The organism is Actinocatenispora thailandica, assembly GCF_016865425.1.
Lineage (GTDB): Bacteria > Actinomycetota > Actinomycetes > Mycobacteriales > Micromonosporaceae > Actinocatenispora > Actinocatenispora thailandica.
This window is the reverse complement of sequence record NZ_AP023355.1, coordinates 2,081,611-2,105,233: the sequence shown is the minus strand read 5'-3', so window position 1 is coordinate 2,105,233 and position 23,623 is coordinate 2,081,611. Positions and strand designations below refer to the sequence as shown.

20 protein-coding genes and 1 pseudogene are annotated in these 23,623 nt (G+C 72.5%); 13 read left to right on the top strand and 8 right to left on the bottom strand.

Going from position 1 to position 23,623, the window contains the following annotated elements; genetic code table 11:
• Positions 1-90: 90 nt before the first annotated feature.
• Positions 91-390, top strand: a pseudogene (locus tag Athai_RS35245) (Scr1 family TA system antitoxin-like transcriptional regulator); the annotation flags it as partial.
• Positions 332-721, top strand: coding sequence for a Uma2 family endonuclease (locus tag Athai_RS09285; protein ID WP_275422377.1), 390 nt, complete (start codon positions 332-334; stop codon positions 719-721). The pseudogene Athai_RS35245 and the gene Athai_RS09285, both read left to right, overlap by 59 nt.
• A 46-nt stretch (positions 722-767) precedes the next feature.
• Here the strand turns inward: Athai_RS09285 and Athai_RS09280 are convergent, their stop codons facing one another.
• Positions 768-1,889, bottom strand: coding sequence for a DUF4185 domain-containing protein (locus Athai_RS09280; RefSeq protein ID WP_203961123.1), 1,122 nt, complete (start codon positions 1,887-1,889; stop codon positions 768-770).
• 403 nt (positions 1,890-2,292) lie between these two features.
• On the opposite strand from Athai_RS09280, the gene Athai_RS09275 reads away from it, so the two are divergent.
• Together Athai_RS09275 and Athai_RS09270 are read left to right on the top strand one after the other, a co-directional pair.
• On the top strand, positions 2,293-2,853 hold the full coding sequence (locus Athai_RS09275) for a hypothetical protein (RefSeq protein ID WP_203961122.1): 561 nt from the start codon (positions 2,293-2,295) through the stop codon (positions 2,851-2,853).
• Positions 2,850-4,247, top strand: a complete 1,398-nt coding sequence (locus Athai_RS09270; RefSeq protein WP_203961121.1) for a PrsW family intramembrane metalloprotease — start codon at positions 2,850-2,852, stop codon at positions 4,245-4,247. The genes Athai_RS09275 and Athai_RS09270 overlap by 4 nt, the downstream gene beginning before the upstream one ends.
• 16 nt (positions 4,248-4,263) lie before the next feature.
• Here the strand turns inward: Athai_RS09270 and Athai_RS09265 are convergent, their stop codons facing one another.
• Genes Athai_RS09265 through Athai_RS09255 form a run of 3 tightly spaced genes read right to left on the bottom strand, consistent with a single transcriptional unit; the run spans position 4,264 to position 6,268 of the window.
• Positions 4,264-4,971: a hypothetical protein gene (locus Athai_RS09265; protein WP_203961120.1), complete on the bottom strand. Its 708-nt coding sequence runs from the start codon at positions 4,969-4,971 to the stop codon at positions 4,264-4,266.
• Entirely contained in the window at positions 4,968-5,876 is a 909-nt protein-coding gene (locus Athai_RS09260) for an ATP-binding cassette domain-containing protein (protein ID WP_203961119.1), read from the bottom strand. The genes Athai_RS09265 and Athai_RS09260 overlap by 4 nt, the downstream gene beginning before the upstream one ends.
• Entirely contained in the window at positions 5,873-6,268 is a 396-nt protein-coding gene (locus Athai_RS09255; protein WP_203961118.1) for a GntR family transcriptional regulator, read from the bottom strand. Before Athai_RS09255 ends, Athai_RS09260 begins: the two co-directional genes overlap by 4 nt.
• A 220-nt stretch (positions 6,269-6,488) precedes the next feature.
• Between Athai_RS09255 and Athai_RS09250 the strand changes: the two genes are divergently transcribed.
• The 4 genes from Athai_RS09250 to Athai_RS09235 all read left to right on the top strand — a co-directional run bounded on the left by Athai_RS09250 (position 6,489) and on the right by Athai_RS09235 (position 11,530).
• Positions 6,489-8,186: a glycoside hydrolase family 43 protein gene (locus Athai_RS09250; protein ID WP_203961117.1), complete on the top strand. Its 1,698-nt coding sequence runs from the start codon at positions 6,489-6,491 to the stop codon at positions 8,184-8,186.
• 126 nt (positions 8,187-8,312) lie between these two features.
• Positions 8,313-9,668, top strand: coding sequence for an extracellular solute-binding protein (locus Athai_RS09245; protein WP_203961116.1), 1,356 nt, complete (start codon positions 8,313-8,315; stop codon positions 9,666-9,668).
• A 43-nt stretch (positions 9,669-9,711) separates the two neighbouring features.
• Complete coding sequence (locus tag Athai_RS09240) at positions 9,712-10,647, top strand: carbohydrate ABC transporter permease (RefSeq protein ID WP_203961115.1); 936 nt, start codon at positions 9,712-9,714, stop codon at positions 10,645-10,647.
• 1 nt (position 10,648) lies between these two features.
• The gene (locus tag Athai_RS09235) at positions 10,649-11,530 is read left to right on the top strand and encodes a carbohydrate ABC transporter permease (protein WP_203961114.1); all 882 of its coding nucleotides are present in this window, start codon (positions 10,649-10,651) and stop codon (positions 11,528-11,530) included.
• Between the two features lie 110 nt (positions 11,531-11,640).
• On the opposite strand, the gene Athai_RS09230 is transcribed toward Athai_RS09235, so the two are convergent.
• Entirely contained in the window at positions 11,641-13,431 is a 1,791-nt protein-coding gene (locus tag Athai_RS09230; RefSeq protein ID WP_203961113.1) for a glycoside hydrolase family 2 protein, read from the bottom strand.
• Between the two features lie 212 nt (positions 13,432-13,643).
• Between Athai_RS09230 and Athai_RS09225 the strand changes: the two genes are divergently transcribed.
• On the top strand, positions 13,644-14,654 hold the full coding sequence (locus tag Athai_RS09225; RefSeq protein ID WP_203961112.1) for a LacI family DNA-binding transcriptional regulator: 1,011 nt from the start codon (positions 13,644-13,646) through the stop codon (positions 14,652-14,654).
• 47 nt (positions 14,655-14,701) lie between these two features.
• Here Athai_RS09225 and Athai_RS09220 read toward each other — a convergent pair whose 3' ends face one another.
• Complete coding sequence (locus tag Athai_RS09220; protein ID WP_275422376.1) at positions 14,702-15,946, bottom strand: APC family permease; 1,245 nt, start codon at positions 15,944-15,946, stop codon at positions 14,702-14,704.
• A 305-nt stretch (positions 15,947-16,251) separates the two neighbouring features.
• Between Athai_RS09220 and Athai_RS09215 the strand changes: the two genes are divergently transcribed.
• The 4 genes from Athai_RS09215 to Athai_RS09200 all read left to right on the top strand — a co-directional run bounded on the left by Athai_RS09215 (position 16,252) and on the right by Athai_RS09200 (position 21,502).
• Positions 16,252-17,037: a hypothetical protein gene (locus tag Athai_RS09215; protein ID WP_203961111.1), complete on the top strand. Its 786-nt coding sequence runs from the start codon at positions 16,252-16,254 to the stop codon at positions 17,035-17,037.
• Positions 16,947-19,355 carry a putative bifunctional diguanylate cyclase/phosphodiesterase gene (locus Athai_RS09210; protein WP_203961110.1) on the top strand — a complete coding sequence of 803 codons (2,409 nt, stop codon included), beginning with the start codon at positions 16,947-16,949 and terminating at the stop codon, positions 19,353-19,355. The genes Athai_RS09215 and Athai_RS09210 overlap by 91 nt, the downstream gene beginning before the upstream one ends.
• Positions 19,356-19,511: 156 nt before the next feature.
• The gene (locus Athai_RS09205) at positions 19,512-20,660 is read left to right on the top strand and encodes an aminotransferase class I/II-fold pyridoxal phosphate-dependent enzyme (protein WP_239156826.1); all 1,149 of its coding nucleotides are present in this window, start codon (positions 19,512-19,514) and stop codon (positions 20,658-20,660) included.
• On the top strand, positions 20,657-21,502 hold the full coding sequence (locus Athai_RS09200) for a hypothetical protein (RefSeq protein ID WP_203961108.1): 846 nt from the start codon (positions 20,657-20,659) through the stop codon (positions 21,500-21,502). The genes Athai_RS09205 and Athai_RS09200 overlap by 4 nt, the downstream gene beginning before the upstream one ends.
• Before the next feature lie 49 nt (positions 21,503-21,551).
• Here the strand turns inward: Athai_RS09200 and Athai_RS09195 are convergent, their stop codons facing one another.
• Entirely contained in the window at positions 21,552-22,610 is a 1,059-nt protein-coding gene (locus Athai_RS09195) for a zinc-dependent alcohol dehydrogenase family protein (RefSeq protein ID WP_203961107.1), read from the bottom strand.
• A 104-nt stretch (positions 22,611-22,714) separates the two neighbouring features.
• Complete coding sequence (locus Athai_RS09190; protein ID WP_203961106.1) at positions 22,715-23,614, bottom strand: amidohydrolase family protein; 900 nt, start codon at positions 23,612-23,614, stop codon at positions 22,715-22,717.
• Positions 23,615-23,623: the final 9 nt, after the last annotated feature.

Here is a 23,623-nt window from a genome sequence, read left to right as displayed (position 1 = left end):
CCGATCCGCTACGGGCCGCCCGCGAGGCGGCCCGTAGCGTGCGACCGCGCCCGAAACAGCACCGTGTCCGTTGGAGTTTCCCCGCAGGCCATGCAACCGTGTGCGGTCCTCGCGGCTCATGAAGGGTGGGGACGATTCCGTAACCGGGAGGGCGAATGGGCCGTCGATCGAACACCGGTCATCGCCAACACGATCACAAGCCGTGTACCTGGCCAGCTTGAACACCTGTTGGCGATGGCCGATTACCCACGAGTGACCGTTCAGTTACTGCCGTTCAGCGTCGGGGCGCACCCTTGTATGGACGGTGGCTTCTCCATCCTGGAGTTCACCGATGTCGAGGACGCGACGCTCGTCTTCGTGGACAGGACGGTCGGATCGACCTGGGCCGAGCGCCAGTCCGAGGCTCCGAGTCGCAGTCAAGGAGTCCAGGGTGCTCGATGTCGCCGTGTTCCGCCGCGAGATCGACCTCTACAGCGCGTACTTCGAACCCACGGACATCGAAGTGGCCGTCGAAGTGGTGTGGCCGAGTAGCCGGGACGATGACTACGTGGACAAGCCCAAGCTGTACGCGCAGCTCGGGATCCCGGAGTTCTGGCGAGTCGATCAGGACGCAAACGAAGTGATCCACGTGTGTCGCCATCGGCTCGACGAGGCCGACGGCAGCTACCTGCTCTACGACGACACCACCCTCGATGCACTGGAGACCGAGACCGGTCGATAGCGGCGGCACGGCCCCGGCATCCGCGCGGATGCCGGGGGTGTCGGCGTCAGTGGGCGAGGCCGTTGATCTGGTAGTGCATGACGCGGTAGTCGGTGCTGTCGTACCACTGGCTGACGCAGATGTGGTAGTCGTCGAAGGTGGAGCCGGGGATGACGAACCCGCCGTAGGGGCTCGCGACGAGGTTGCCGACCTCCAGGCCCGGCGAGGTCGGCACGATGATGGTCTGTTCCGGCGTGGTGAACAGGTTCGAGGTGGGCAGCGGGAACACCTGCGCGCGGATGCCGAGCGCGTCCATGTTGAGCCAGCTGAACGAGTACTGCCCGCCCATCGCGCGGAAGCAGGTCTCACCCCACTTGCGGGCGCCGGTGATCGTGGTGGGCGCGTTCCCCCAGGCCCAGGCGCCGTTCGCGTAACCCCACGGCTGGTAGGCGGCGGGCACCCCGAGCTGGTCCTGCGGTACCCGGTGCAGCAGCAGGCCGGAGGTGACGTCCCGGTTGAACACCGTGGACAGCACGTAGCAGTACCCGTCGTCGGCGACCGCGTAGGTCTTCTGCTGGAACTGCCCGCCGTACAGATCGGCCGGCCACTGGCAGAGGTACTCCCAGGTCTCGCCGTTGTCGGTGGAGCGCCAGAAGTCGGTGTGGTCGGTCTGGTAGATCACCCCGCGCATCAGGTGCAGGTACATGGTGTCGCCGACGGTGAACACGTCGGACGGGATCGCGGTGGTGTAGCCGCCGCCCACCGGCGCGTGCCCCTCCGGTACCAGGCCGACCGCGCTCGATCCGCCGACCGCACCGTCGATGGTCAGCGAGCCGAGGTCGGCCGAGGAGGAGCGCAGGCCGACCGGCGCGCGCCAGTTCGAGCCGCCGACGCCGTCGCCGTCGAACGTGTCGCCGCAGACGAACAGGATCGACCCGTTCGGGCAGCGGGCCGGGATGCCGAGGTCGGTCCATGGGGCGGCGAAACCGCCGGTCTCGGCCGGGCCGGTCAGGTTCTTCACCTTGAATCCGGTGATCACGTCGGGGTGCACGGTGCCGGCGCTGGCGACGGCATCCAGCGCGCCGGCACCGAGTGCGACGCCGGCGGCGGCGCCGAGGCCGGCGGTCAGCAGCCGGCGCCGGCCGATGGCCGGTCCGGCGGGGTCGCGGCGGTCTCTGCCTGTGGTCACGGTTCGCCTCCGATGCGTCGGTGCAGCTGACCGGATGTCGTCGATGGTCCACCTTGCCAGCTGAGTACCTTTTGGGTGAGAAATCGAATTCTCATACCTGGGAGCCGAGCTGACAAGACCCCGGCCACCCGGCCGGGGTGGCACACCCGCGCCGCCGGCGCGCGCGCCGCGCGTCCGCCGCCAGCTCGGCGCGCGCCGTGGCCCGACCGCGTCGACGCAGCCGTACCCCGACCGGGCCGGGCGCCGGCCGGGCGGATGAACGAGGGCTATCCGGGCCGAACCGCGCGAGGCACCTCGAACACCCGCCGATCGGTTAACTCGGATGTGCCACAGTCGCCGCTTTCCCCGCGTACCGCGGTGACCGGCCTCTTTACTGGCCAGAAGTCGATCTTTGGAGGTACGGATGGCCGCTACCGGGACCGCCGACCGTGCCGGCGCGCGGTGGCCGGCGATCGTCGTCGTGCTACTCCTCGCGGTGCTCGTCGGCGCGATCACGATCCTTGCGAGGAGTACCCCCGGGTCGACCAGAACGGCCGATCCGCACGAGACGGTGACGCTGACCGCCGACGCCGAGTCGACCCGGGTCGACCCCATCCCCGGGTGGCAGATCGACAGCCAGTCCGACGCGCAGCTGGTCCTGACGCATCGCGGCGACCGGGTCAGCGTGACCGCGCTGACGGTCACCGGACCGCCGCCGTCAGCCGAGACGTTGTTCCAGCGCCGGGCCCGGCTGCTGACCGTGGCGCACATCGCGGCGACCCAGGAGTCGGTCCAGCGCACCAGGCACGGGTACGCGGGCGGGACCGGTACCGCGGTCGGCGACGACCGGATCGGCCGGCTCAGCGTGCTGCGGCAGGCCGACCGCGTGGTGTCGGTCCTGGTCCTCGCCGCGCCGGAGCGTCTCGACGGCTACCAGCCGCAGCTGAGTGCGCTGTACGACTCGATCTCGGGGGCGAACACATGACCGCGCCGGCACTCCCGTCACCACGCGAACTGCTGTGGCAGCCGCGCAACTGGACCTACTGGGTGTACCTGGCGCTGCTGGTCGTCGCGTTCTTCTCGCTGCTGTCGGCGTTCCAGCCGTTGCAGGTGCTCGCGCCGGCGGCAGCGGCGACCGCGGTCGGTGCCAACCTCGCCCTCGGCGTCGTCGTCGGGCTCGTCGTCGTCTGGCTCAGCGTGATCCACCGGCCACCGACGACCCTCGCGGTCGCCGCGGTCGCCTGGGGCGGCATCATCGCCGTCGCGATCGCCTTCTACGTCAACGACAACCTGCTCGCCTCGCTGTCGACGACGCTCGGCGCGCAGACCGCGAACGACTGGGGCGCCGCGATCGCCGGCCCGAGCAACGAGGAGTGGCTGAAGGCGGTCGGTACCCTCGCGGTGATCGGCATCGGCATCCGCTGGGTGTCCCGGCCGATCCACGGGCTGTTCATCGGCGCCTGGTGCGGGCTCGGCTTCCAGGTCGTCGAGGACATCTCGTACGCGATGAACGGCGCGCTGAACGACCCGAGCAGCGATGCGACCGGCCTGGCCCAGATCCTCGGCGTACGCGGGATCCTCGGCCTGCTGCCGTCGCACTGGGTGTTCGCCGCCTGCTCCGGCTACGGCATCGGGTACGCGCTGCTGCGCCGGGACCGCCCGTTGCCGGTGCGGGTGCTGTTCGCCGTCGGGATGTTCGCGGTCGCCTGGTCGATGCACTTCCTGTGGAACTCGCCGCTGATCACCGGGCAGCTCGAACCGATGATCGGGATGCTGGTCAAGGTGGTCGTCATTCTCGCCGGATTCTTCGTCGTCTACCGGCTGGCGATGCGCGCCGAGTGGCGCTGGTACCGGCACGTCGTCGCCACCGACCCGGCCCTGGCCGGCGCTGCCGGAGCAGACGGCGGGGCGCAGCCGGGTCTCGGCACGCTGGTCACCGACGCGGAGATCCGGTCGCTGCGTACCAGGCGGCGCCGGTACCGGGTGCGCCGCCGGTTGCGCGGGACGGTGCGGCGGGAGGCTCGTGGCTCGGCGAACCGGCGGGGCGCGAAGGCGCGCGGTCGCCAGGCGGGCCGGCTGATCCGCCGGCTGCAGCGGGCCCAGGGCTGGCTCGCGATCACCGCGGCAACGGCGCCCGACCAGCTGCCGGCGCTGCGGACCCGGATCACCAGCCTGCGCATCGATCTTGCCCGGTTGGGCGCCGCGCCCGGCGGGAGCGGTACCGAACGGCGCCGCCGGCACCGCCGCGCCGACCGGCAACGCGAACGCCGCGACGTCGACCGGGCGCGCGAGCGACGCGGTGCCGACCGGCCGGGCGGCGCCGGACTACGGGAGCCGTCCGGTACCGACGCGGCGAACACCGACGGCGGGGAACGGTAGCCGGCCGTTCCCGCCGTCAGATCTGCAGCCGGCGGACCGTGAGCAGTCCGCCGGCGAGCAGCAGCGCGGCCAGACCGGCGAGGATCGCGGCGACCGGGCCGGTGGCGAGCAGGTGGCCGAGGCGGAGCCAGTTGTGCGTCCAGGTGACGATCGCGGCGAGCAGGGTGAGCAGGGCGCCCTGCGCTGCACCGAACACCACGGTGCCGATCAGGCCGGCGCCGCGGTGGACCAGGCCATACCACATGCCGTAGGCGAACACGAGCACGAACGCGGCGGAGGCGGTCAGCCAGGTCTGCCACCAGGTTCCGTCCAGCACGCCGGGCACCCGGAAGTACGCCATCCGGATGCCCCAGCCACCGGTGCCGCGCTCGACCACCTGGCCGATCGTGACGACGGTACCGAAGCAGGCGGCCAGCCCGGCGGCCAGCGCGCTGGCGCCGAGAAAGTAGGTGCGGCGGCTGACGCCGAGTGCCAGGCCGAACGGAAGGGCTCGGGCGACCGTCTGGATGCCGAGGGCGAACACCACGGCGAACGCGGCGAGCAGGCCGCCGACCCAGCGCTGCGCGGAGTGGTCGTCGGGGAGGAGTTTGAGGATGACGACGTCGAGGCCGAAGCCGAACGCGGCCCACAGCCAGGGCAGCACCAGGTAGGTGACGCGATCCAGCAGCAGGTAGCGGGACACGGTGAGGATCGGCGGAACGCGCGGTGCGGCGGTGGTGGTCACGATGCCCCCGTCGGGATGAGTGTGGCGCCCGCCGCGGAGTCCACGGCGTGCATGGCCAGCTGTTGCAGGGTGAGGTAGCCGACGTCGAGGCGCAGGTGCTCGGCGAGTTGCCGGTCACGCTGGTCGAGCCGGCCGGCCATCACCACCGTGGCCTGCGCGCCCAGGGCACGGCGGCTGAGCGTCGCGCGGTCGGCGACGAAGCGGTCGACGTCGTCGGTCCGACCGGTGACCGTGACGGCGTTGCCGCGCAGGTCGTCGGTGAGCGCGTCGATCACCAGCCGGCCGTGGTCGATGACCAGGACCCGTTCCAGCAGGTCGGCGACCTCGTCGATGAGGTGGGTGGAGAGCACGATGCAGCGCGGATGTGCGGTGTAGTCGGCCAGCAGGTGCTGGTAGAACATGTCCCGCACGGCGGCGTCGAGGCCGGCGACCGGCTCGTCCAGCAGGGTCACCTCGGCGTGCGCGGCCAGCCCGAGCACGATGCCCAGCGCGGCGCGCATGCCGCGGGACAGCTTCTTGATGCTGCGCCGCACCGGCAGCTCGTACGCGTCGAGCAGGGTTGCGGCGAGCCCGGCGTCCCAGTTCGGGTAGCACAGCGCGGCCGCGGCAAGCGCCTGCTCGATCTTCAGGTCGGGGTAGGTCTGGTCCTCGCGGATGAGCACCATCCGGCGCAGCACCGCGTCGTTCTCCAGCGGCGCCGCGCCGAAGACCCGCACGCTGCCGGTGCTGGCGAACCCCTGGCCGGTCAGGATGCGCAGCAGGGTGGTCTTGCCGGCACCGTTACGCCCCAGCAGACCGACGATCGACGGGCTCGGGATCTCGAAGCTGACCTCGGACAGGGCCTGGTGCCCGCCGCGTCCCGGGTATCGCAGGCCCAGGCCCGAGACCGCGACCGCCGGCGTCACGACGTGCTCCGGGCGGGCGCCGGGGCCACCGCGGCGAGCTCGGCGAGTTCGTCGCGCACCAGCGCCAGCAACTCCTGCCGGCCGAGCCCGAGCCGGTTCGCCTCGGTCACCAACGGCCGCACGTAGCTGTCGGCGAACTGGCGCCGGCGTACCCGCATCAGCCGCTCGCGCGCCCCGGCGGCCACGAACATGCCCACGCCGCGCCGCTTCTCCGCAATCCCCTCGTCGACCAGTACGGACAGGGCGCGGGCGGCGGTGGCCGGGTTGACTCGGTGAAAGGTCGCGAGTTCGTTGGTCGAGGGAATGCGTTCCCCCTCGGCGAGCGTGCCGTCGGCGACCTCGTCGGTCAGCCGGTCGGCGATCTGGGCGAAGATCGGTCCACTGTCTTTCACGCGTCACTCCCGCCGGACAGAGCTGGTTGGTTCATTAGTTGAGTAGCATACCCCACAACCAGTGCACCAGTTAACCCACTGCCCATGAGCCGGCTCGGACGTCTCGACGCAATCTCTACAACGTTGTACATTTCTGGCAACACTCCGAGGGCCCGTTGCGGGGTGCCCGCCGCGCCCGGCACGGACCTGGCACCGGGCCCCGTCCCTCGGGAGGTACGCCATGGCCGTAGCACTTCCCCGGCTGGCACCCAGACGGGTGCTCGCGGCGGCCGCGCTGGTCGCGGTCGCACTGTTGATCGGGGTCCTGCTGTCCCCCACGAGTCAGGCCGGCACGCCGCGCGCGACCGGCACGTTCGCGAACCCGATCCGCGGCACCACCAGCGATCCGTACCTCGTGCGCTGGAACGGGTACTACTACCTGACCAGCACCGACGGCTGCGACGGCGGCTGGCTGTGCGTGTGGAAGTCGGCGACGCTGACCGGGTTCGGCAACGCCGAGAAGCACGACGTGTGGCAGATTCCCAGCGGCGCGCCGAACTCCGCCGAGGTGTGGGCCCCGGAGATCCACCGGATCGGCGGCACGTTCTACATCTACTACACCGCTGGCGCCGGGGCGGATCACCGACTGTACGTGTTGCAGGCCGACGGCGCGGACCCGACCGGCGGCTACCACGAGGCGAACACCGGTGCGCCGCACGGGCAACTGACCGAACCCAGCGGGCAGTGGGCGATCGACCCGGACGTGTTCACCGGCGCCGACGGCACCCTCTACCTGGCCTGGTCCGGCTGGCGGTCCACATCGGACACCGCGCAACGCATCTACGTGGCGCCGATGAGCGATCCGCTGCACGTGTCCGGCAACCGGGTGGAGATCTCCGCACCGACCCGGCCGTGGGAGACGGTCGGCAACCCCGACCAGCCGGACCAGTCCTCGGTCGGGTACTTCCCGGTGAACGAGGGCCCGGTCGGTTTCCGGCACGGCGGGAAGACCTACCTCACCTACTCGGCGAGCTTCTGCGGCACCCGCAGCTACGCCGTCGGGCTGCTGACCAACGGCAGCAACGACGTGCTGAACGCGGCGGCGTGGAGCAAGACCGGGCCGATCTTCAAGTACCACGGCGGGGTGATCGGATCGGCATCGTTCCAACCGATCACGTCACCGGACGGCACCGCGGACTGGTTCATCGTGCACGACAACACCACCGGCTGCGATCCGGGTCGGCGGCTGCGCGCGCAGCAGCTGTACTGGGACCCCCGGGACGGCTCGCCGCTGCTCGGCTACCCGGTGAACGACGGCGTGGCGCTGCCGTTGCCGTCCGGCGAGCCGGGGTCGAGCCCGAACCCGAACCCGTACGCCTCGGGCTGGGGCGACGCGTTCGGCGACGCGGCGGAGGGCAACGGCAGCGCGGGCCGGCGTACCGGCAACTGGACGGTGACCGACCCGCACAGCGCGGCGCTCACCTCGTTCGGCGGCACCGGCTGGACCAGGCTGTTCTACGCGGCGAACCCGAACTACGAGAACTTCACCGTGTCCGCCGACGTGGCGTGGACCGGCACCGGCAGCACCTCGGCGTACCCGAAGTACGGCATCTACGCCTCCTACGCCGACGCGGCGAACCACGTCGAGGTCTTCCTGGACCGGCAGTACGACGTGCTCGCCACCCACGCGGTCGTGCAGGGCGTCGAGCAACCGTGGCAGAACTCGCCGCTGCCGGCCGGCTTCGACCCCGCCGCATACCACACGCTGAAGGTGGTGAAGTCGGGCGCGCACTACACGTTCTTCCTGGACGGGGCGCAGGCGCAGGACCGCACGTTCACCGGCACCACCTTCCCGGTGCTGCTCAACGGGCAGCCCGGCCTGGTCACCGAGGACAGCACCGCGGCCTACCGCAACGTGACGGTGACCGACACCTACTGACCGCTCCGCCGGGTCACCGGGCGGCGGCCGTCGCGACCTCACGCCGGTCGCCGCCCGACACGCGGTCTTTACAGGAAATGTACAACGATGTAAAAACAGGGTCACCCGCTCCGGCAGGAGGCCGCCATGACCGTCTCGTACCCGCAGGGCACCTCCCGGCGCGCCGCTCTCGGCGCGCTCGGCCTGGCCGGCGTCGGGGCGCTGACCGCCGGCTGCGGAAGCCCACTCGCGGCCGGGATCGCCGGCACCGGGCCGGATGCGACCTCGCTGACCTACTGGAACCTGTTCACCGGCGGCGACGGCATCAACATGGTCGCGATGACCGACAGGTTCCGGGCCCGCCACCCTCGCGTGCACGTCGACGCGGTCACGCTCGCCTGGGGCACGCCGTACTACACGAAGCTGGCGCTCGCGGTCATCGGCAACCGGCCGCCGGACGTGGCGATCACCCACCTGTCCCGGCTGCCCACGCTCGCCGACGGCAACCTGGTCGAGCCGCTGCGCGCCGACGACCTGGCCGCGCACGGGCTGACCGGCGACCGGTTCACCACCGCCGCCTGGCGCAAGGGCCAGGTCGGCGGCAGCCAGTACGCGATCCCGCTGGACACCCACCCGTTCGTGATGTTCTACCGCACCGACGTGTGCAGGAAGGCCGGCCTGCTGGACGCATCCGGGAAACTGAAACCGATCGAGGGCACCGACGGGCTGATCGCGGCGCTGTCCGCGTGCGCGAAGGTGACCGGCGGGTACGGCGGGGTGGTCAACGTCAACGCCGACCCGGCGACCTGCTGGCGCTGGTTCGACACGCTGTACGGGCAGCTCGGCGGCCAGGTGCTCGCCGACAACGGCACCCGGATCGTGCTCGACGACGCCAAGGCGGAGCGGGCGCTCTCGTTCGCCCGCGAGCTGACCGTGCAGCGCAAGCTGATGCCGTCCAACATCGACGGTTCCGGCGTGACGCAGCTGTTCGCGTCCGGCAAGGTGGGGCTGCTGTTCGACGGCGAGTGGCAGATCCCGACCTATCAGGGTGCGAAGACGCCGTTCTCGGTGGCGCCGGTGCCGAACCTGTTCGGTGGCACGTACCACTGCTTCGCCGACTCGCACGCGCTGATCCTGCCGCGCAACGCCCGTCGCGACGCGCGGCGCCGCGACGAGAGCCTCACCCTGGTCCGCGGGCTGCTCGACAACAGCCTGATCTGGGCCAAGGGCGGGCACATCCCGGCGTTCCGCGAGATCCAGGACTCCGCGACGTTCCGGAAGATGGAGCCGCAGTCGCAGTACGTGCCGGCGGCGAAGGCGGCGATCTACGACCCGGCCGGCTGGTACTCCGGTGCCGGCTCCGACTTCGAGAACATCATGGGCTTCGCGGTGTCCGCGGTCGAGGCCGGCCAGCTGCATCCGGCCGCCGCGATCGCGCAACTGCGCCAGAAACTGGCCGACTACGCCGGCAAGCCGGCCCCGGTGGGAGGGACGCAGTCATGAGCGAGCGCCATCGTCGGGTCACCGCGGCTGGAAGGGAACGCCGATGAGTGCCACGGCTGCCGCGCCGCCGACCGGCGCGCTGCCCGGGGTGCGGGACACCCCGCGCGGCGCCGGCACCATCGGACAGACCCGGGCCGGCTTCGGGCTGCTGACCCCGTTCCTCGTGCTCTACCTGGCGTTCCTGATCGGCCCGGCGCTCTACGGGCTGCTGATGAGCTTCTTCGACGGCAGCTCGGTGCGCTCCGGGCTCGGCCCGTTCGCCGGCTTCGGCAACTACACCGAGGCGCTGACCAGCAGCGACTTCTGGTCGTCGATGTGGCACACGGTGCTGTTCACCCTGCTGACCACGCCGCCGCTGGTGCTCGTGGCGCTCGCGCTCGCGATGCTCACCGACCGCATCCGGCGCGGCAGGTGGTTCTTCCGGCTGGTGTTCTTCGCCCCCTACGTGATGCCGGTGACCTGCGTCGGCCTGGTCTTCACCTGGATGTACGTGCCGCAGACCGGGCTGTTCGCCACCTGGCTGGACGCGCTGGGGCTGCCCGCACCGGCCTGGTTGGCCGACCCGAACTGGGCGATGATCGCGGTCGCGCTGATGACCGTGTGGTGGACGATCGGCTTCAACTTCGTGCTCTACCTCGCCGGGCTGCAGGACATCCCGCGCGAGCTGTACGAGGCGGCCGCGGTGGACGGCGCCGGCCCCGGCGCGCAGTGGCGGCGGATCACCGTACCGCTGCTGTCCCGGACCACGGCGCTGGTCACGATGCTGCAGACCATCGCCTCGCTCAAGGTGTTCGACCAGATCTACCTGCTCACCGTCGGCGGGCCCAACTACTCGACCCGGCCGGTGATCGAGTACATCTACGACGTCGGGTTCACCGACTTCCGCACCGGTTACGGCGCCGCCGCCTCGATGCTGTACTTCGTCGTGATCCTCGCGGTGTCGGCAGTCTGGTTCGCGATCAGCCGCAGGAGGGCCTGAGATGGCGACGCTGACGGTACCCGAGGCCCCGATCCGGACCGCGCCGGCCAAGGCGCCGGTGGACCCCCGGCACCGCGCCTTCACCGTACTGTGCGTGGTGGTGCTGGTGGTGTTCGCCGCACTGTGGCTGGTGCCGATGGTGTGGGCGGTGGACACCTCGATCCGGCCGGAGAGCGAGATCACCACCGCGCCCGCCACCTGGTGGACCAGCCATCCGACCCTGGACGCGTACCGCCAGGTGCTGTCCGCCGGCCGGATGCCGGTCTGGTACCTGAACAGCTTCCTCGTCGCGCTGCTGACCGCGGTGTTCGCGGTCGTGGTGTGCTCGATGGCCGGCTTCGCGGTGGCCCGGGTGCGTTTCCGCGGCCGGCGCATCGTCACCGGGCTGGTGCTGGCCGGGCTGCTGATCCCGCCGCAGACGCTGATCATGCCGCAGTTCCAGGAGTTCGCCGGGCTGCACCTGCTCAACACGTACTGGGCGCTGATCCTGCCGTCGGTGCCGACCTCGGTGGCGGTGTTCGTGTTCGCGTCGTTCTTCGCCGGGCTGCCCGGCGAGCTGGCCGAGTCGGCGCGCATCGACGGCGCCGGCTGGTTCCGGGTGTACTCGCGGATCTTCCTGCCGCTGTGCCGGCCGGCGGCGTCCGCGGTGTTCATCTTCACCTTCGTGTGGAGCTGGAACAACTTCCTGTGGCCGCTGTTGACGATGACCTCGACCGAGGTGATGACGATCCCGGTCGGGCTCAACGTCGTGCAGGACTCCTACGGCATCCGGTACGCACAGGTGATGGCCTCCGCGGTGCTCGGCGCGCTGCCGCTGTTCGCGGTGTTCCTGGTCGTCCAGCGCCGGATCGTGGAAGGCATCGCCAACACCGGCATCAAGTAGCCCCGGCCCCGGCCCGTCCCGTCGGATCGATCATGGTGTCATCGGAGCGGAATGCGCTTGCCGAGCAGGACAACACCATGATCAACCCGCACCGGGACGGCGGGGCGGGGTCAGCGTTCGGTGGCGGCGGGACGCTGCTGGGCGGCGCGCAGGCGGGCCAGGTCGACGCCGGGCTTGACGCTCCGGTCGAAGCGGTAGATGCCGTTCTGCTCCTGGAAGACGTCGGTCAGCTGGGTGTAGCAGTAGCCGAACATCCGGCGATCGCCGAGCAGCGCGCCGACCAGGCCCTCGAACCGCTGGTGGAACTCCTCCACGGTGGACGGCCGGACCCCGTACCCCCAGGAGTACTCGTCCTCGCCCGCGTCCGGGTTCCACCAGATGCCGCCGAACTCGCTGACGAAGTACGGCTGCCCCGCGTACGGCAGCGACCAGGAGTCGGCGGCGTCGCCGCCCGGGTTGGTGTACGGGAAGCCGTCGACCACCTCGGCGGTGAACGTCGCCGGGTCCTGCGTGTAGTTGTGCGAGTCGTACACGTCGGCGCCCGGGACGCGGTGGGCGTAGCCGGAGGCGTCCAGCACCGGCCGGCTCGGGTCGGCGAGCTTGGTGGCGAGGTACATCGCCCGGGTCACGTCGTCGAGCACGGTGATCTGGTCGGTGCGGCGCTGCCAGGTCTCGTTCAGCGGGCACCAGCCGACGATCGACGGGTGCGAGTGGTCGCGCTCCAGTGCCTCCAGCCACTGCGCGACGTAGCTCGGGTCCGGCCGCTGGTTGTCGCCGTCCGGGCCGTAGCCGTTGCAGCCCCAGTCGCCGAACTCCCCCCACACCAGGTAGCCGAGCCGGTCGGCGTGGTAGAGGAATCGCTCCTCGAACACCTTCTGGTGCAGCCGGGCGCCGTTGAAGCCGGCCGCCATCGCCAGCTCGATGTCCTGCCGCAGCGCCGCGTCGTCCGGCGCGGTGAGGATCCCGTCGGCGTAGTAGCCCTGGTCGAGCACCAGCCGCTGGAACACCGGCGCGCCGTTGAGCCGGACCGCGGTGCCGTCGATCGACACCGACCGCAGCCCGGCGTAGCTGTCCACGGCGTCCACGACGGCGCCGTCGGCGTCGAGCAGCTCCAGCCGCAGCTGGTAGAGGTGCGGGTCGCCCGGCTGCCAGACCCGGCGCCGCGGGGCCGGGACGGCGAGGCGCAGCCGCGGCGCGAGGTCGAGGTCCGCGGCGGTGTCGCCGACGGCCACGACGCCGTCGGCGTCGGACAGGGCGGCCCGCACCCGGTACCCGGCGCGGTTGGCCGACAGCGGCAGCACCAGGTCGAACGCGGAGCCGGCCAGGTCCGGGGTGATCCGCGGCCGGCGCAGGTGCACCGCCGGGACCGGTTCGAGCCACACCGTCTGCCAGATGCCGGTGGTTCGGGTGTAGTCGCAGTCGTGGTTGGCGTACCGGGTGGACTGCTTGCCGCGCGCCTGCGGCCCGGTGCGCGGATCGCGCGCCCGTACCACGATCGTGGCGGTCTCCCCCGGCGTCGCCGCCTCGCCGAGATCGACCGTGAAGCCGGTGAACCCGCCGCGGTGCCGGCCGACCTCGGCGCCGTCGACCCAGACCGTTGCGTCGTGATCGACCGCGCCGAAGTGCAGCAGGATCCGACGGCCGGCCCAGCCGGCGGGCACCTCGACGTCCCGGCGGTACCAGACGGCGGTGTGGAAGTCGGTGTCACCGATGCCGGACAGGCTCGACTCCGGGCAGAACGGCACCGTGATCTCCCCGGTGAGCTCGCGGCCGACCAGCCCGCGGTCCATCCCGCTGTCGCCCCGGTCGAACTCGAACTGCCAGGGTCCGTTGAGGTTGAGCCAGTCCGGCCGGGCGAACTGGGGCCGCGGGTATTCCGGGCGCGGTACGGGGTGGGGCACGGTGGCGCTCTCCTCGACTGGTGTGCGGCACGTCCCGGGCAGTCTATTACATCGTTGTAAAAGGGGCCCGGCCGGGAAACGACGCATCGCCGGGGCCGCTCCGGCGCACCGATGATCGTCCGACCAGGACCGCGCACCCGCCAACCGAGGGCACTCGACGCGGTCGGGATACGCTGCGGGGCGGCGCGAACCCGGTCGGTGGCGGAGGTGAGATGGGTACCAACCTGAAGGACGTGGCGGCGCTCGCCGGCGTCTCGGTCAAGACCGTGTCCAACGTCGTCAACGGGTACGTGCACGTGTCCGCCACGACCCGGGAACGGGTGCAGCGCGCCATCGACGAGCTCGGCTACCGGCCCAACGCGACGGCACGCAGCCTGCGCTCCGGGCGCAGCGGAGTGCTGGCCCTCGCGGTACCGGAACTCGGCGTGCCCTACTTCGCCGAACTCGCCAGCCTGGTCGTCGATGCCGCCGCGTCCCACGGGTACACGGTGCTGATCGACCAGACCGCCGGCGCCAGGGACCGGGAACTCGTCGTACTGGGCGGCATCCGGCACCACCTGGTCGACGGGGTGCTGTTCAGCCCGCTCGCGCTCGGCGTCGCCGACCTGCGCCGGCGCACCGACTCGACGCCGATGGTGCTGCTCGGTGAGCGCGGCCTGCGCGGCCCGACCGACCACGTCGGCATCGACAACATCCGGGCCGCCCGCGAGGCCACCCGCCATCTCGCCGAGCGCGGCTGCCGGCGCATCGCCGCGATCGGCGTGCAGTCGGTCGGCACCGGGGCCACCGCCCGGCAGCGCTACGCCGGCTACCGCAAGGGGCTCGCCGACGCCGGGCTCGACCCCGATCCGGCGCTGGCACTACCGGCGCCCCGGTTCCACCGCGCCGAGGGGTACGCGGCGATGGCCGCGCTGCTCGACCGGCCGGACCCGCCCGACGGCGTGTTCTGCTTCAACGACCTGCTCGCCCTCGGCGCGCTGCGCTGCCTGCACACCCGCGGCGTCCCGGTGCCGGGAAGGGTCGCGCTGATCGGCTTCGACGACGCCGAGGAGGGCTCGTACGCGACGCCGTCGCTGTCCACGATCGCGCCGGACAAGGCGACGATCGCGGCCACCGCGGTCGAGCTGCTGCTGTCCCGGATCCGCGCCGACACCCCGCCGGACCGGCCGCGCCGGCTGTCCGCCGGCTACACCCTGATCGCCCGCGAGTCCTCGGCCCGCTGACGCCCCGCCGACCAAGCGGCCCGCCAACCGACGCCGACCGACGACCGTCAGCCGACCGACGCCGCCCGGTGGCGCAACACCAGCAGCCGGCCGGCCAGGCCGGCCGCGAACAGCACCACGCCGGCCAGCAACGAGACCCAGGGCAGCGTGCCGACCAAGGTCAGGCAGCCCAGCACGCCGAGCACCTGCAGCACCCGGGGCCACCGCCGGTCGGCCGCCGGCTGGGTGAACGCGGACGCGTTCGCGACGCCGTAGTAGACCAGCACCCCGAACGACGAGAAGCCGATCACGCCGCGCAGGTCGGCGCCGAGTACCAGCAGCGACACCACCACCGCGAGCGCCAGCTCGGCGTGGTGCGGCACCCGGTACCGCGGATGCACGGCGGCCAGCCAGCGAGGCAGGTCGCCGTTGCGGGCCATGGCGAGGCTGGTCCGGCCGATGCCGGCGATCAGCGCCAGCAGCGCGCCCAGGCTGGCCAGCGCCGCGCCGACCCGGACCACCGGGGACAGCCCGCCGGCACCCGCATCCTGGACCGCCTCGGCCAGCGGCGCGACCGCCGCGGCCAGCCGGTCCGGCCCGGCGGCGAGCAAGGCCGCCACCCCGACCACGGCATACACCACCACGACGATGCCGAGGGCGACCGGGATCGCGCGCGGGATGGTACGGCGCGGGTCGCGCACCTCCTCACCCAGCGTGGCGATCCGGGCGTAGCCGGCGAACGCGAAGAACAGCAGCCCGGCCGACTGCAGGATCCCGTACGGCCCGGCCGCGGTCACCGCCGGCCAGCCGCCCAGGTGCGCGGTCGACGCCCCGCCGCCCACCCCGACCCCGACCACCAGTACGGCCAGCGCCACCAGGGTGGCCGCCACCAGGATCCGGGTCAGCAGCGCCGTCTTCGTCACGCCCCGGTAGTTGACCGCGGCCAGCGACAGCACCGCGGCCACCGCGACCAGCCGCTGGAGCCACGGGTGCCCCGGGATCGCGTACGCGGCGAAGGTGAGCGCCATCGCCGCGCAGGAGGCGGTCTTGCCGACCACGAATCCCCAGCCGGCGGTGAAGCCGAACCAGTCGCCGAGCCGCTCCCGGCCGTACACGTAACTGCCGCCGGAGGTGGGGTAGGCCGCGGCGAGCTGCGCGGACGAGGTGGCGTTGCAGTACGCGATCAGCGCGGCGATGGCGAGGCCCACCAGCAGGCCGGTCCCGGCGGCGCGGGCGGCCGGGCCGAACGCCGCGAACACGCCGGCACCGATCATCGAGCCGAGCCCGATGATCACCGCGTCGCCGGTGCCCAACCGGCGAGCCAACTGTGGGGTGGGTTCCGTGGCGTCCGTGCCGAAATCATACGGGCCGCCCGGCCCGGCCAGCCGGCAGGAATCACGACACTCGACGCGCCGGCGCCGCCTCCACTTCTACGGCAGGTAGACGATCTTGGCGCATCCGCGGCGCCGGGACGCGTGTGATGTCCGTGGCCGCGGGCGCGTAGCAGGACGCTCCAGCGCCGGGAGAGATAACGTTCCGTGGTGGAAGCCGGGCGTATCGTGGGCTTCCACCGGTGCCGCCCGCGGTGGCACCGGCAGCCGGCGTCGGGGGGTGGCAGATGGCCGCACGGCCGGAGCTGACCTGGCGGCTGGCCGCCGGTTACTCGGCGTGGATGGCCGTGCTCGCCGCCGGCTACTTCGCCCGCCCCGACTGGCACCTGGTCACGTGGGGGCTGATCGGGCTCAGCTGCGTGGGCGGCATCATCGCCGGCATCGTGCTGTACCGGCCGGCGCGGATCTGGCCGTGGCTGCTGCTGGCCGCGGCCAACCTCGCCTACAGCTCCGGCGACACCGTCTACAACGTGCTGACCACCTACTTCGGCGCGGTCAACCCGTTCCCGTCGGCCGCCGACGTGCTGTACCTCGCGACCTATCCGCTGTTCGCGATCGGTCTCGCCGGTTTCAACCGGTACCGCACCGGTCGCGACCTGGGTGCGGTGATCGACGCACTGATCGTCACCGGCGGCGTCGGCCTGCTGTCCTGGGTGTTCCTGATCCAGCCGCTGCGCGCCGAGCACGATCCGCTCAACCGGATCACCGCCATGGCGTACCCGCTGGGTGACGTGCTGATGCTGCTGATGCTGGCCCGGCTGGTGTTCTCGCCCGACGGCACCCGCAACCCGTCGGTGCGGCTGCTGACCATCGGCACCGCCGGCATCCTCGGCTCCGACGTCGCGTACGGACTGTTACAGCTCAACGGGCACTGGGCGGTCGGCAGCGCGATCGACGTCGGCTGGCTGCTGTTCTACTGGGCGTGGGGCTGGCCGCCCTGTGGCCGTCGATGGTGGGCCTCACCGAGCAACTACCACCCAGGCCGGCCGGTCTGCTGCCGCTGTCCCGGCTGATCATGATCAGCGCCGCGGCGCTGATCCCGCCGGTGCTGCTGCTGGTCGAGGTGATCATCCACGACCAGTCCTTCGTCCGGGCCGGCATCGGCGCGACGATCGTGCTGTTCACGCTGGTCATCCTGCGGCTGGCCGGGGTGGTCCGGACGCACCGGCGGGCGGTGGAGCGCGAACGCGCGCTGCGCAGCTCCGCGGCCGACCTGGTCGGCGCGCTCGACCACGGCCAGATCTGCGACCGGTTGCGGGAGGCGGTCGACCGCCTGGTACCGGCCGGCGCACCGCACCGCTCGCTCGCCGCGGTGCACCGGGGCGAGCAGGTCATCGAGGTCACCGGCGATCCCGACCCGCTGGTCTGGCGGCGCGGTTCGATCCCGGTGGTCCGCGACGTCGCGCTGGGCCACGCCGGCACCACGATCGTGCCGACCGGCGAGCTTCCGGAGATGCTGGCGGACCGGTTCCGCGGCTCGGACTGCGTACTGCTGTGCGCGCTGCCCCGGGAGGAGGCGCGGCCCCAGGCGTCCGGTGTGCTGGCCGTCGGCGCCGACCGCGCGGCGCTCGCCGCCAGCCAGGACGCCCTGGAGACCCTCGCCGCGCAGGTCGCGCTCGCGGTGGGGCGGGTCGACCTCGCCGAGGAGGTCGGCCGGCGCAAGAGCGAGGCGTACTTCCGCACCCTGGTGCACAACTCGTTCGACGTCATCCTGATCGTCGACGAGGGCGACACCGTGCGGTACGCGAGCCCGTCGGCCGCGACGATGTTCGGGGAACCGCCGCTGCCCGGCCAGCTGCTGCCCGAGCTCGTCGGCACCACCGACCGCAGCCGGGTGATCGCCTCGCTGGGTCGGATGCGCGCGTACGACTCGGCCGAGGGGCACGAGGAGTGGCGGCTGAGCGCGGACCAGGACGGCGAGGTCTTCTGGGAGGTGCGGTACGCCAACCTGCGGGCCGACCCGACCGTACGCGGGTTGGTACTGACACTGCGCGACGTCACCGCGCGCCGCCGGCTGGAGGCCGAGCTGCGGCACCGCGCGTTCCACGACCCGCTGACCGGCCTGGCGAACCGGCCGCTGTTCGCCGACCGCGTCGCGCACGCGCTGGCCCGCGCCCGGCGTACCGGCAAGCTCGCCGCGGTGATGTTCGTCGACCTGGACGACTTCAAGATCGTCAACGACACGCTGGGGCACTCGGCCGGCGACGGGCTGCTGGTGGCGGTCGCGAACCGGCTGTCCGGATCGGTCCGGGGCTCCGACACCGCGGCCCGGCTCGGCGGCGACGAGTTCGCGCTGCTGCTGGAGGACGTCGACTCGGTGGCCGACGTGGAACGCATCGCCGCCGGGCTCACCGACACGCTGGCCCTGCCGTACACCCTGACCGACGGCACCACCCGCGCCACCGCGAGTGTCGGGATCGCCACCTCGGCCGAGTCCGGCGACGTCGACGAGATGTTGCGGCACGCCGACCTCGCGGTGTACGCGGCGAAGGCCGCCGGCCGCCGCCAGTGGTGCCGGTTCCAGCCGGAGCTGCACACCGGGATGCTGGAGAGCCGGGCACTGTCGGCGCAGCTGGAGGAGGCGGTCCGCTCCGACGAGTTCCGGCTGCGCTACCAGCCCATCGTGGAGCTCGCGGACGACCGGATCGTGGCGATGGAGGCGCTCGCCCGCTGGCCCACCCGGCGGCACGGCGTCGTCCTGCCGGAACGGTTCATCACGCTCGCCGAAGAGACCGGCCACATCGTGCAGCTGGGCGCCTGGGTGCTGCAGCGGGCCACCGCGGACCTGGCCGGCTGGCGGCGTCGCACCGACTGGTCGACCCCACCGTACGTGAGCGTCAACGTCTCGGCCCGGCAGTTGCACGACGGCGGGTTCGTCGCCGGGGTGCACACCGCGCTGGAGTCGGCACAGCTACCCGGCGAGGCGCTGGTACTGGAGCTGACCGAGAGCGTGCTGATGGGCCGGCACGACAAGATCGAAACCGACCTGCGCGCGTTGAAGTCGCTCGGGGTACGGCTGGCCATCGACGACTTCGGCACCGGGTACTCGTCGCTGAGCTACCTGCGCGAGCTGCCGATCGACGTGATCAAGATCGACAAGTCGTTCGTCCGCGGGATCACCAGCAGCCAGCAGGACCTGCGGCTGTTGGAGGGCATCATCCGGATCACCGACACGTTCGGGGTCCAGCTGATCGCCGAAGGCATCGAGACCGCGCAGCAGCGCGACCTGCTCATCGAGATCGGCTGCGGCTTCGGCCAGGGCTACCTGTTCTCCAAGCCGGTGCCGCCCGGCGAGGCCGAGCGGATGCTCACCGCCTCCAACGACCGATGACCGACGACCGGCAACCGACGACCGACGCCGAAGACCGGCACCGAAGACGGCGACCGAAGACGGCGCCCGAAGACCAGGAAGGAACGCCATGGCCCTCCCTCGACCCGCTGGCCGGACCTGACCGAACTGCAGCGCTCCCACCCGATGTGCGACGCGGTGATCGACGAGATCGACGGCCGCCGCATCCGGATCGGCGACCACTGGCTGACCGACTTCGCCTCCTGCAACTACCTCGGCTTCGATCTCGATCCGGAGATCCAGGCCGCGATCGAACCGGCGGTGCGCCGCTGGGGCACCCACCCGAGCTGGTCCCGGCTGCTCGGCAGCCCGCGGCTCTACGTCGACATCGAGGACCGGCTCACCGAACTGCTGCACGCGCCGGACGTGCTCGCCCTGCCCACCATCACGCTGATCCACGACGCGGTGATCCCGGCGCTCGCCGCCGGCGGCACCGTGTTCGTGGAGGCACGCGGGCACCGCTCGCTGTACGACGCGGCGAAGGCGGCGACCACCACCGGCGCCACCCTGCGCCGGTTCCGCGCCGAGGACCTGGACGCGCTGCGCGCCGCGCTGCGCGACGCCGCCGCCCCCCGCCTGGTCTGCCTGGACGGCGTCAACAGCATGACCGGCAACCTGCCGGACCTCGCCGACATCGCCGCGGTCTGCGCGCAGTACGACGCCACCTGCTACGTCGACGACGCGCACGGGTTCGGCGTGGTCGGCGAGCGGCGGCCCGGCGAGACCAGCCCGTACGGGATGCGCGGCAACAGCGTGCTGCGCCACCTGGACGTCGGCTACGACCACGTGATCCTCGTCGGCGGCTGTTCCAAGGCGTACTCGTCACTGCTGGCGTTCCTGGCGCTGCCCACGGCGGTCAAGGAGCACCTGAAGGTCGCCGCCGCGCCGTACCTGTACTCCGGGCCGTCGCCGACCGCGTCGCTGGCCACCGTGCTCGCCGGGCTGGACGTCAACGAGCGGCGCGGCGACGCGCTGCGCGCCGACCTGTACCGGCGCACCGCCCGGGTGCTCGACACCGTCCGCACGCTCGGGCTGGTCACGCCGAACCGCAGCGGGCTGCCGGTGATCGAGCTGCCGATCGGCGCCGCGGGAATCGCCGAGGTGGGCCAGTTCCTGTTCGACCGCGGCATCTACGTCACGCTCGCGCCGTACCCGCTGGTACCGCGGGACGAGGTGGGCGTGCGGATCCAGGTCACCGCGGCCAACACCGACGCCGAGATCGACGAGCTGAACGCGGTCCTGATCGAACTCGCCGACCGCTTCGAACTGCCCCGGGAGCAGGCATGACAGCGCAATCACGGCCCGGCGCGCACGACGCCACGACAGCCCCCGGTACTGGCGGCGCCACGCCGCGGCAGGGGGCGCAGGACGCCGCGCCGCGGCAGGGTGCGCAGGACGCCGCGCCGCGGCGCAACGCCGACGCGGACTGGGACGCGTGGCCGGTCGAGCAGTACCTGGCCGAGAACTACCGCACCCTGCACCCCAGCGACGCGGCGGTGATCGCCGCGCACTCCGCGCTGTACCGGCGGATCGAGCCCGGCTCGCTGGAGCGCACCGTGGAGCTCGGCGCCGGGCCCAACCTGTACCCGCTGCTGCTGGCCGCGGCGGCCAGCCGGCACATCGACGCGGTCGAGCCGGGCGCCGCCGGGGTGGCGTACCTGCGGCGCACGCTGGCCGACGGGCCGGAGCCGAGCTGGCAGCCGTTCTACGCGGAGTGCCGGCGGCTCGACCCGGCACTGCCGGCGACCATGCGGCAGGCGCTGTCGGTGGTGCAGGTGCACCGCGCGCCGCTGACCGCGCCGCCGGCCCCGCCGTACGACCTGGCGTCGATGCACTTCGTCGCGGAGAGCGTGACCGCCGAGGAGGACGAGTTCCGGTCGCTGTGTGCCGGCTTCGTCGCCGCGGTGCGGCCGGCCGGGTGGCTGGTCGCGGCGTTCATGGCGGGGATGCCCACCTACCGGCTCGGCGACGGGTCGGTCTGGCCCGGCCTGCCGGTGACCGCCGAGATCCTGCACGACGTGTTCGAGCCGCTGGTCGACGACCTGGAGATCGTCGCCGTCCCGCGTGACGACACCCTGCCGGCCTACGGCGACGACGGGATGCTCGTCCTGCACGCCCGCCGCCGCTGAGCACCCGCCAGCCACCGGCCGGGGCCGGTCCGCGTCGACCGCGGCGCGGTCAGCGGCCCGCCCCGGCCGGCACCAACGCGATCTTGCCGCGGTCGCCGGTGTCGGCGAGCCGGTACGCGGCGTCGGCGTCGGCGAGGGCGAACCGGTCGGTGACCACGACCTCGGGGTGCAGCTGCCAGCGGGCCAGCCGGTCCAGCAGCTCGGCCATCCGGTACGTGCTGGTCACCCAGGACCCGTGCACGGTCAGCTGTCGGTGCAGCAGCAGCGGGCTCGCCTCGACGTCGAGCCGGGCGCCCTCGCCGAGCAACACGACCCGGCCGCGGCGGGCGGTGCCGCGGACCGCGAGGGTCCGGCCGGCGGTCGCGCCGGAGCAGTCCACCGCCACCTCGCAGCCGGCTCCCCCGGTCAGCTCGGCGATCGCGGCGTCCGCCTCGTCGACGGTCACCGCCCGGTCGATCGCGCCGAGTTCCAGCGCGGCGGCCAGCCGTCGTGCACTGACGTCGACGCCGATCCGCAGCGGCGCGCCGAGGGCGCCGCCGAGCAGTCCGACGGCCTGGCCCACCGGCCCGAGGCCGATCACCAGCAGCCGGTCCGCGCCGGAGACGGCGGCCCGGCACAGCCCCTCGTACGCGGTGCCGAAACCGCACGCGACGCAGGCACCGTCCACCATGGACAGTGACGGGGGCAGCGGCAGGCAGTCGCGGGCCTGCGCGAGCAGGAACTCGGCGTGCCCGCCGTCCCGCTGCCAGCCGTACGCCGCGCGCTCCGGCGACGTGCAGCTGATCTGGTACCCGAGCCGGCAGTCGGCGCAGCGCCCGCAGCCGCTGACGTGGTAGACGACCACCCGGTCGTCCACCGCCAGCCCCGCCACCTGCGGACCCACCTGGACCACCGTGCCGGCCGGCTCGTGCCCGGCGATCACGTCCTGGTACGCCTCCGGGCCGGCGCCGAGGTGCTCCCGGTAGATGGCGCGCAGGTCGCTGCCGCAGATCGTGGAGGCGCCCACCCGCAGCAGCACCTGTCCCGGCCCCGGCACCGGGACCGGCACCGACGCCAACCGCACCGTGCGCTCACCCGGCAGGTACACCCCGGTCATCGTCTCGCCCATGCGCCCTCCCACTTCGCCGGCCCCGAGGGCCCGCATCCGTGCAGCCGCCACGGCCCTCCCACCGACCCTAGGGTCCGTACCGGCCGTCGGCGGTGTGCAGGTGGTCACCCCGCGGCGACGTCGGCGAGCAGCCGGGCGGCGTTGTCGTGCAGGACCGCGCGCAGCCAGTCCGGACCGAGACCGAGCCGGTGCAGCGCGGCGACCTGGTGCGCGTAGGGGTAGGGGATGTTCGGGAAGTCGGAGCCGAGCACGATCCGGCCGGCGAGCACGTCGAGCAGCGGTACCAGCTCCGGCGGGAACGGCGCGATCCGCTCGGCGAAGTCGGTGAACGCCATCGTGGTGTCCAGGTACACGTGCTGGTACCGCCGCGCCAGGTCGAGGAAGTTCGCGTAGTCCGGCATGCCCAGGTGCGCCACCACCAGCCGCAGGTCCGGATGGCGGGCCAGCACCTCGCCGATCGGCCCGACGCCGGTGTGCGCACCCTCCTCCGGGCCCCGGCCGCAGTGGCAGACCACCGGGACCCGGTGCGCGGCGAGCAGCGCCCAGACGCCGTCGAGCAGCGGGTCGCGCGGGTCGTACCCGCCGACCTGCAGGTGCGACTTGACCACCACGGCGCCCCGGCGCAGCGCGTCGGCCAGGTAGCCGACCGCGTCCGGTTCGGGAAAGAACGTCGCCGACGGCAGGCAGTCGGGTGTCGCTGCGGCGAACTCCAGCGCCCAGTCGTTCAGCCATCGGGCCATGCCCGGCTTGTGCGGGTAGACCAGCGCCGGGAACCGCAGCACACCCAGCGAGCGCAGGTGCGCCAGCCGCGCCGGCTGCGCCCACCGGTACGTGATCGGCCAGCGCACGCCGAGCAGCGGCTCGGCGCGGTCGAAGTAGCGCCAGACCTTGTGCAGCACCCGGTCCGGCAGGAAGTGCACGTGCAGGTCGATCGCCCCGGGCAGGCCGAGCGCCCGCAGGTAGCCCGGCACCGCCTCGTCGTCGTCCGGCGGCAGGATCGGCATCGCCCGATC

Excerpts from the sequence above, each read along its gene's own strand:
- Athai_RS09285 (WP_275422377.1), top strand. The coding sequence starts at position 332 with ATGTCGAGGACGCGACGCTCGTCTTCGTGGACAGGACGGTCGGATCGA.
- Athai_RS09235 (WP_203961114.1), top strand. The coding sequence starts at position 10,649 with ATGGCGACGCTGACGGTACCCGAGGCCCCGATCCGGACCGCGCCGGCC.
- Athai_RS09195 (WP_203961107.1), bottom strand. The coding sequence starts at position 22,610 with ATGGGCGAGACGATGACCGGGGTGTACCTGCCGGGTGAGCGCACGGTG.
- Athai_RS09200 (WP_203961108.1), top strand. The coding sequence starts at position 20,657 with ATGACAGCGCAATCACGGCCCGGCGCGCACGACGCCACGACAGCCCCC.
- Athai_RS09215 (WP_203961111.1), top strand. The coding sequence starts at position 16,252 with ATGGCCGCACGGCCGGAGCTGACCTGGCGGCTGGCCGCCGGTTACTCG.
- Athai_RS09270 (WP_203961121.1), top strand. The coding sequence starts at position 2,850 with ATGACCGCGCCGGCACTCCCGTCACCACGCGAACTGCTGTGGCAGCCG.
- Athai_RS09240 (WP_203961115.1), top strand. The coding sequence starts at position 9,712 with ATGAGTGCCACGGCTGCCGCGCCGCCGACCGGCGCGCTGCCCGGGGTG.
- Athai_RS09245 (WP_203961116.1), top strand. The coding sequence starts at position 8,313 with ATGACCGTCTCGTACCCGCAGGGCACCTCCCGGCGCGCCGCTCTCGGC.
- Athai_RS09250 (WP_203961117.1), top strand. The coding sequence starts at position 6,489 with ATGGCCGTAGCACTTCCCCGGCTGGCACCCAGACGGGTGCTCGCGGCG.
- Athai_RS09275 (WP_203961122.1), top strand. The coding sequence starts at position 2,293 with ATGGCCGCTACCGGGACCGCCGACCGTGCCGGCGCGCGGTGGCCGGCG.
- Athai_RS09190 (WP_203961106.1), bottom strand. The coding sequence starts at position 23,614 with ATGCCGATCCTGCCGCCGGACGACGACGAGGCGGTGCCGGGCTACCTG.
- Athai_RS09225 (WP_203961112.1), top strand. The coding sequence starts at position 13,644 with ATGGGTACCAACCTGAAGGACGTGGCGGCGCTCGCCGGCGTCTCGGTC.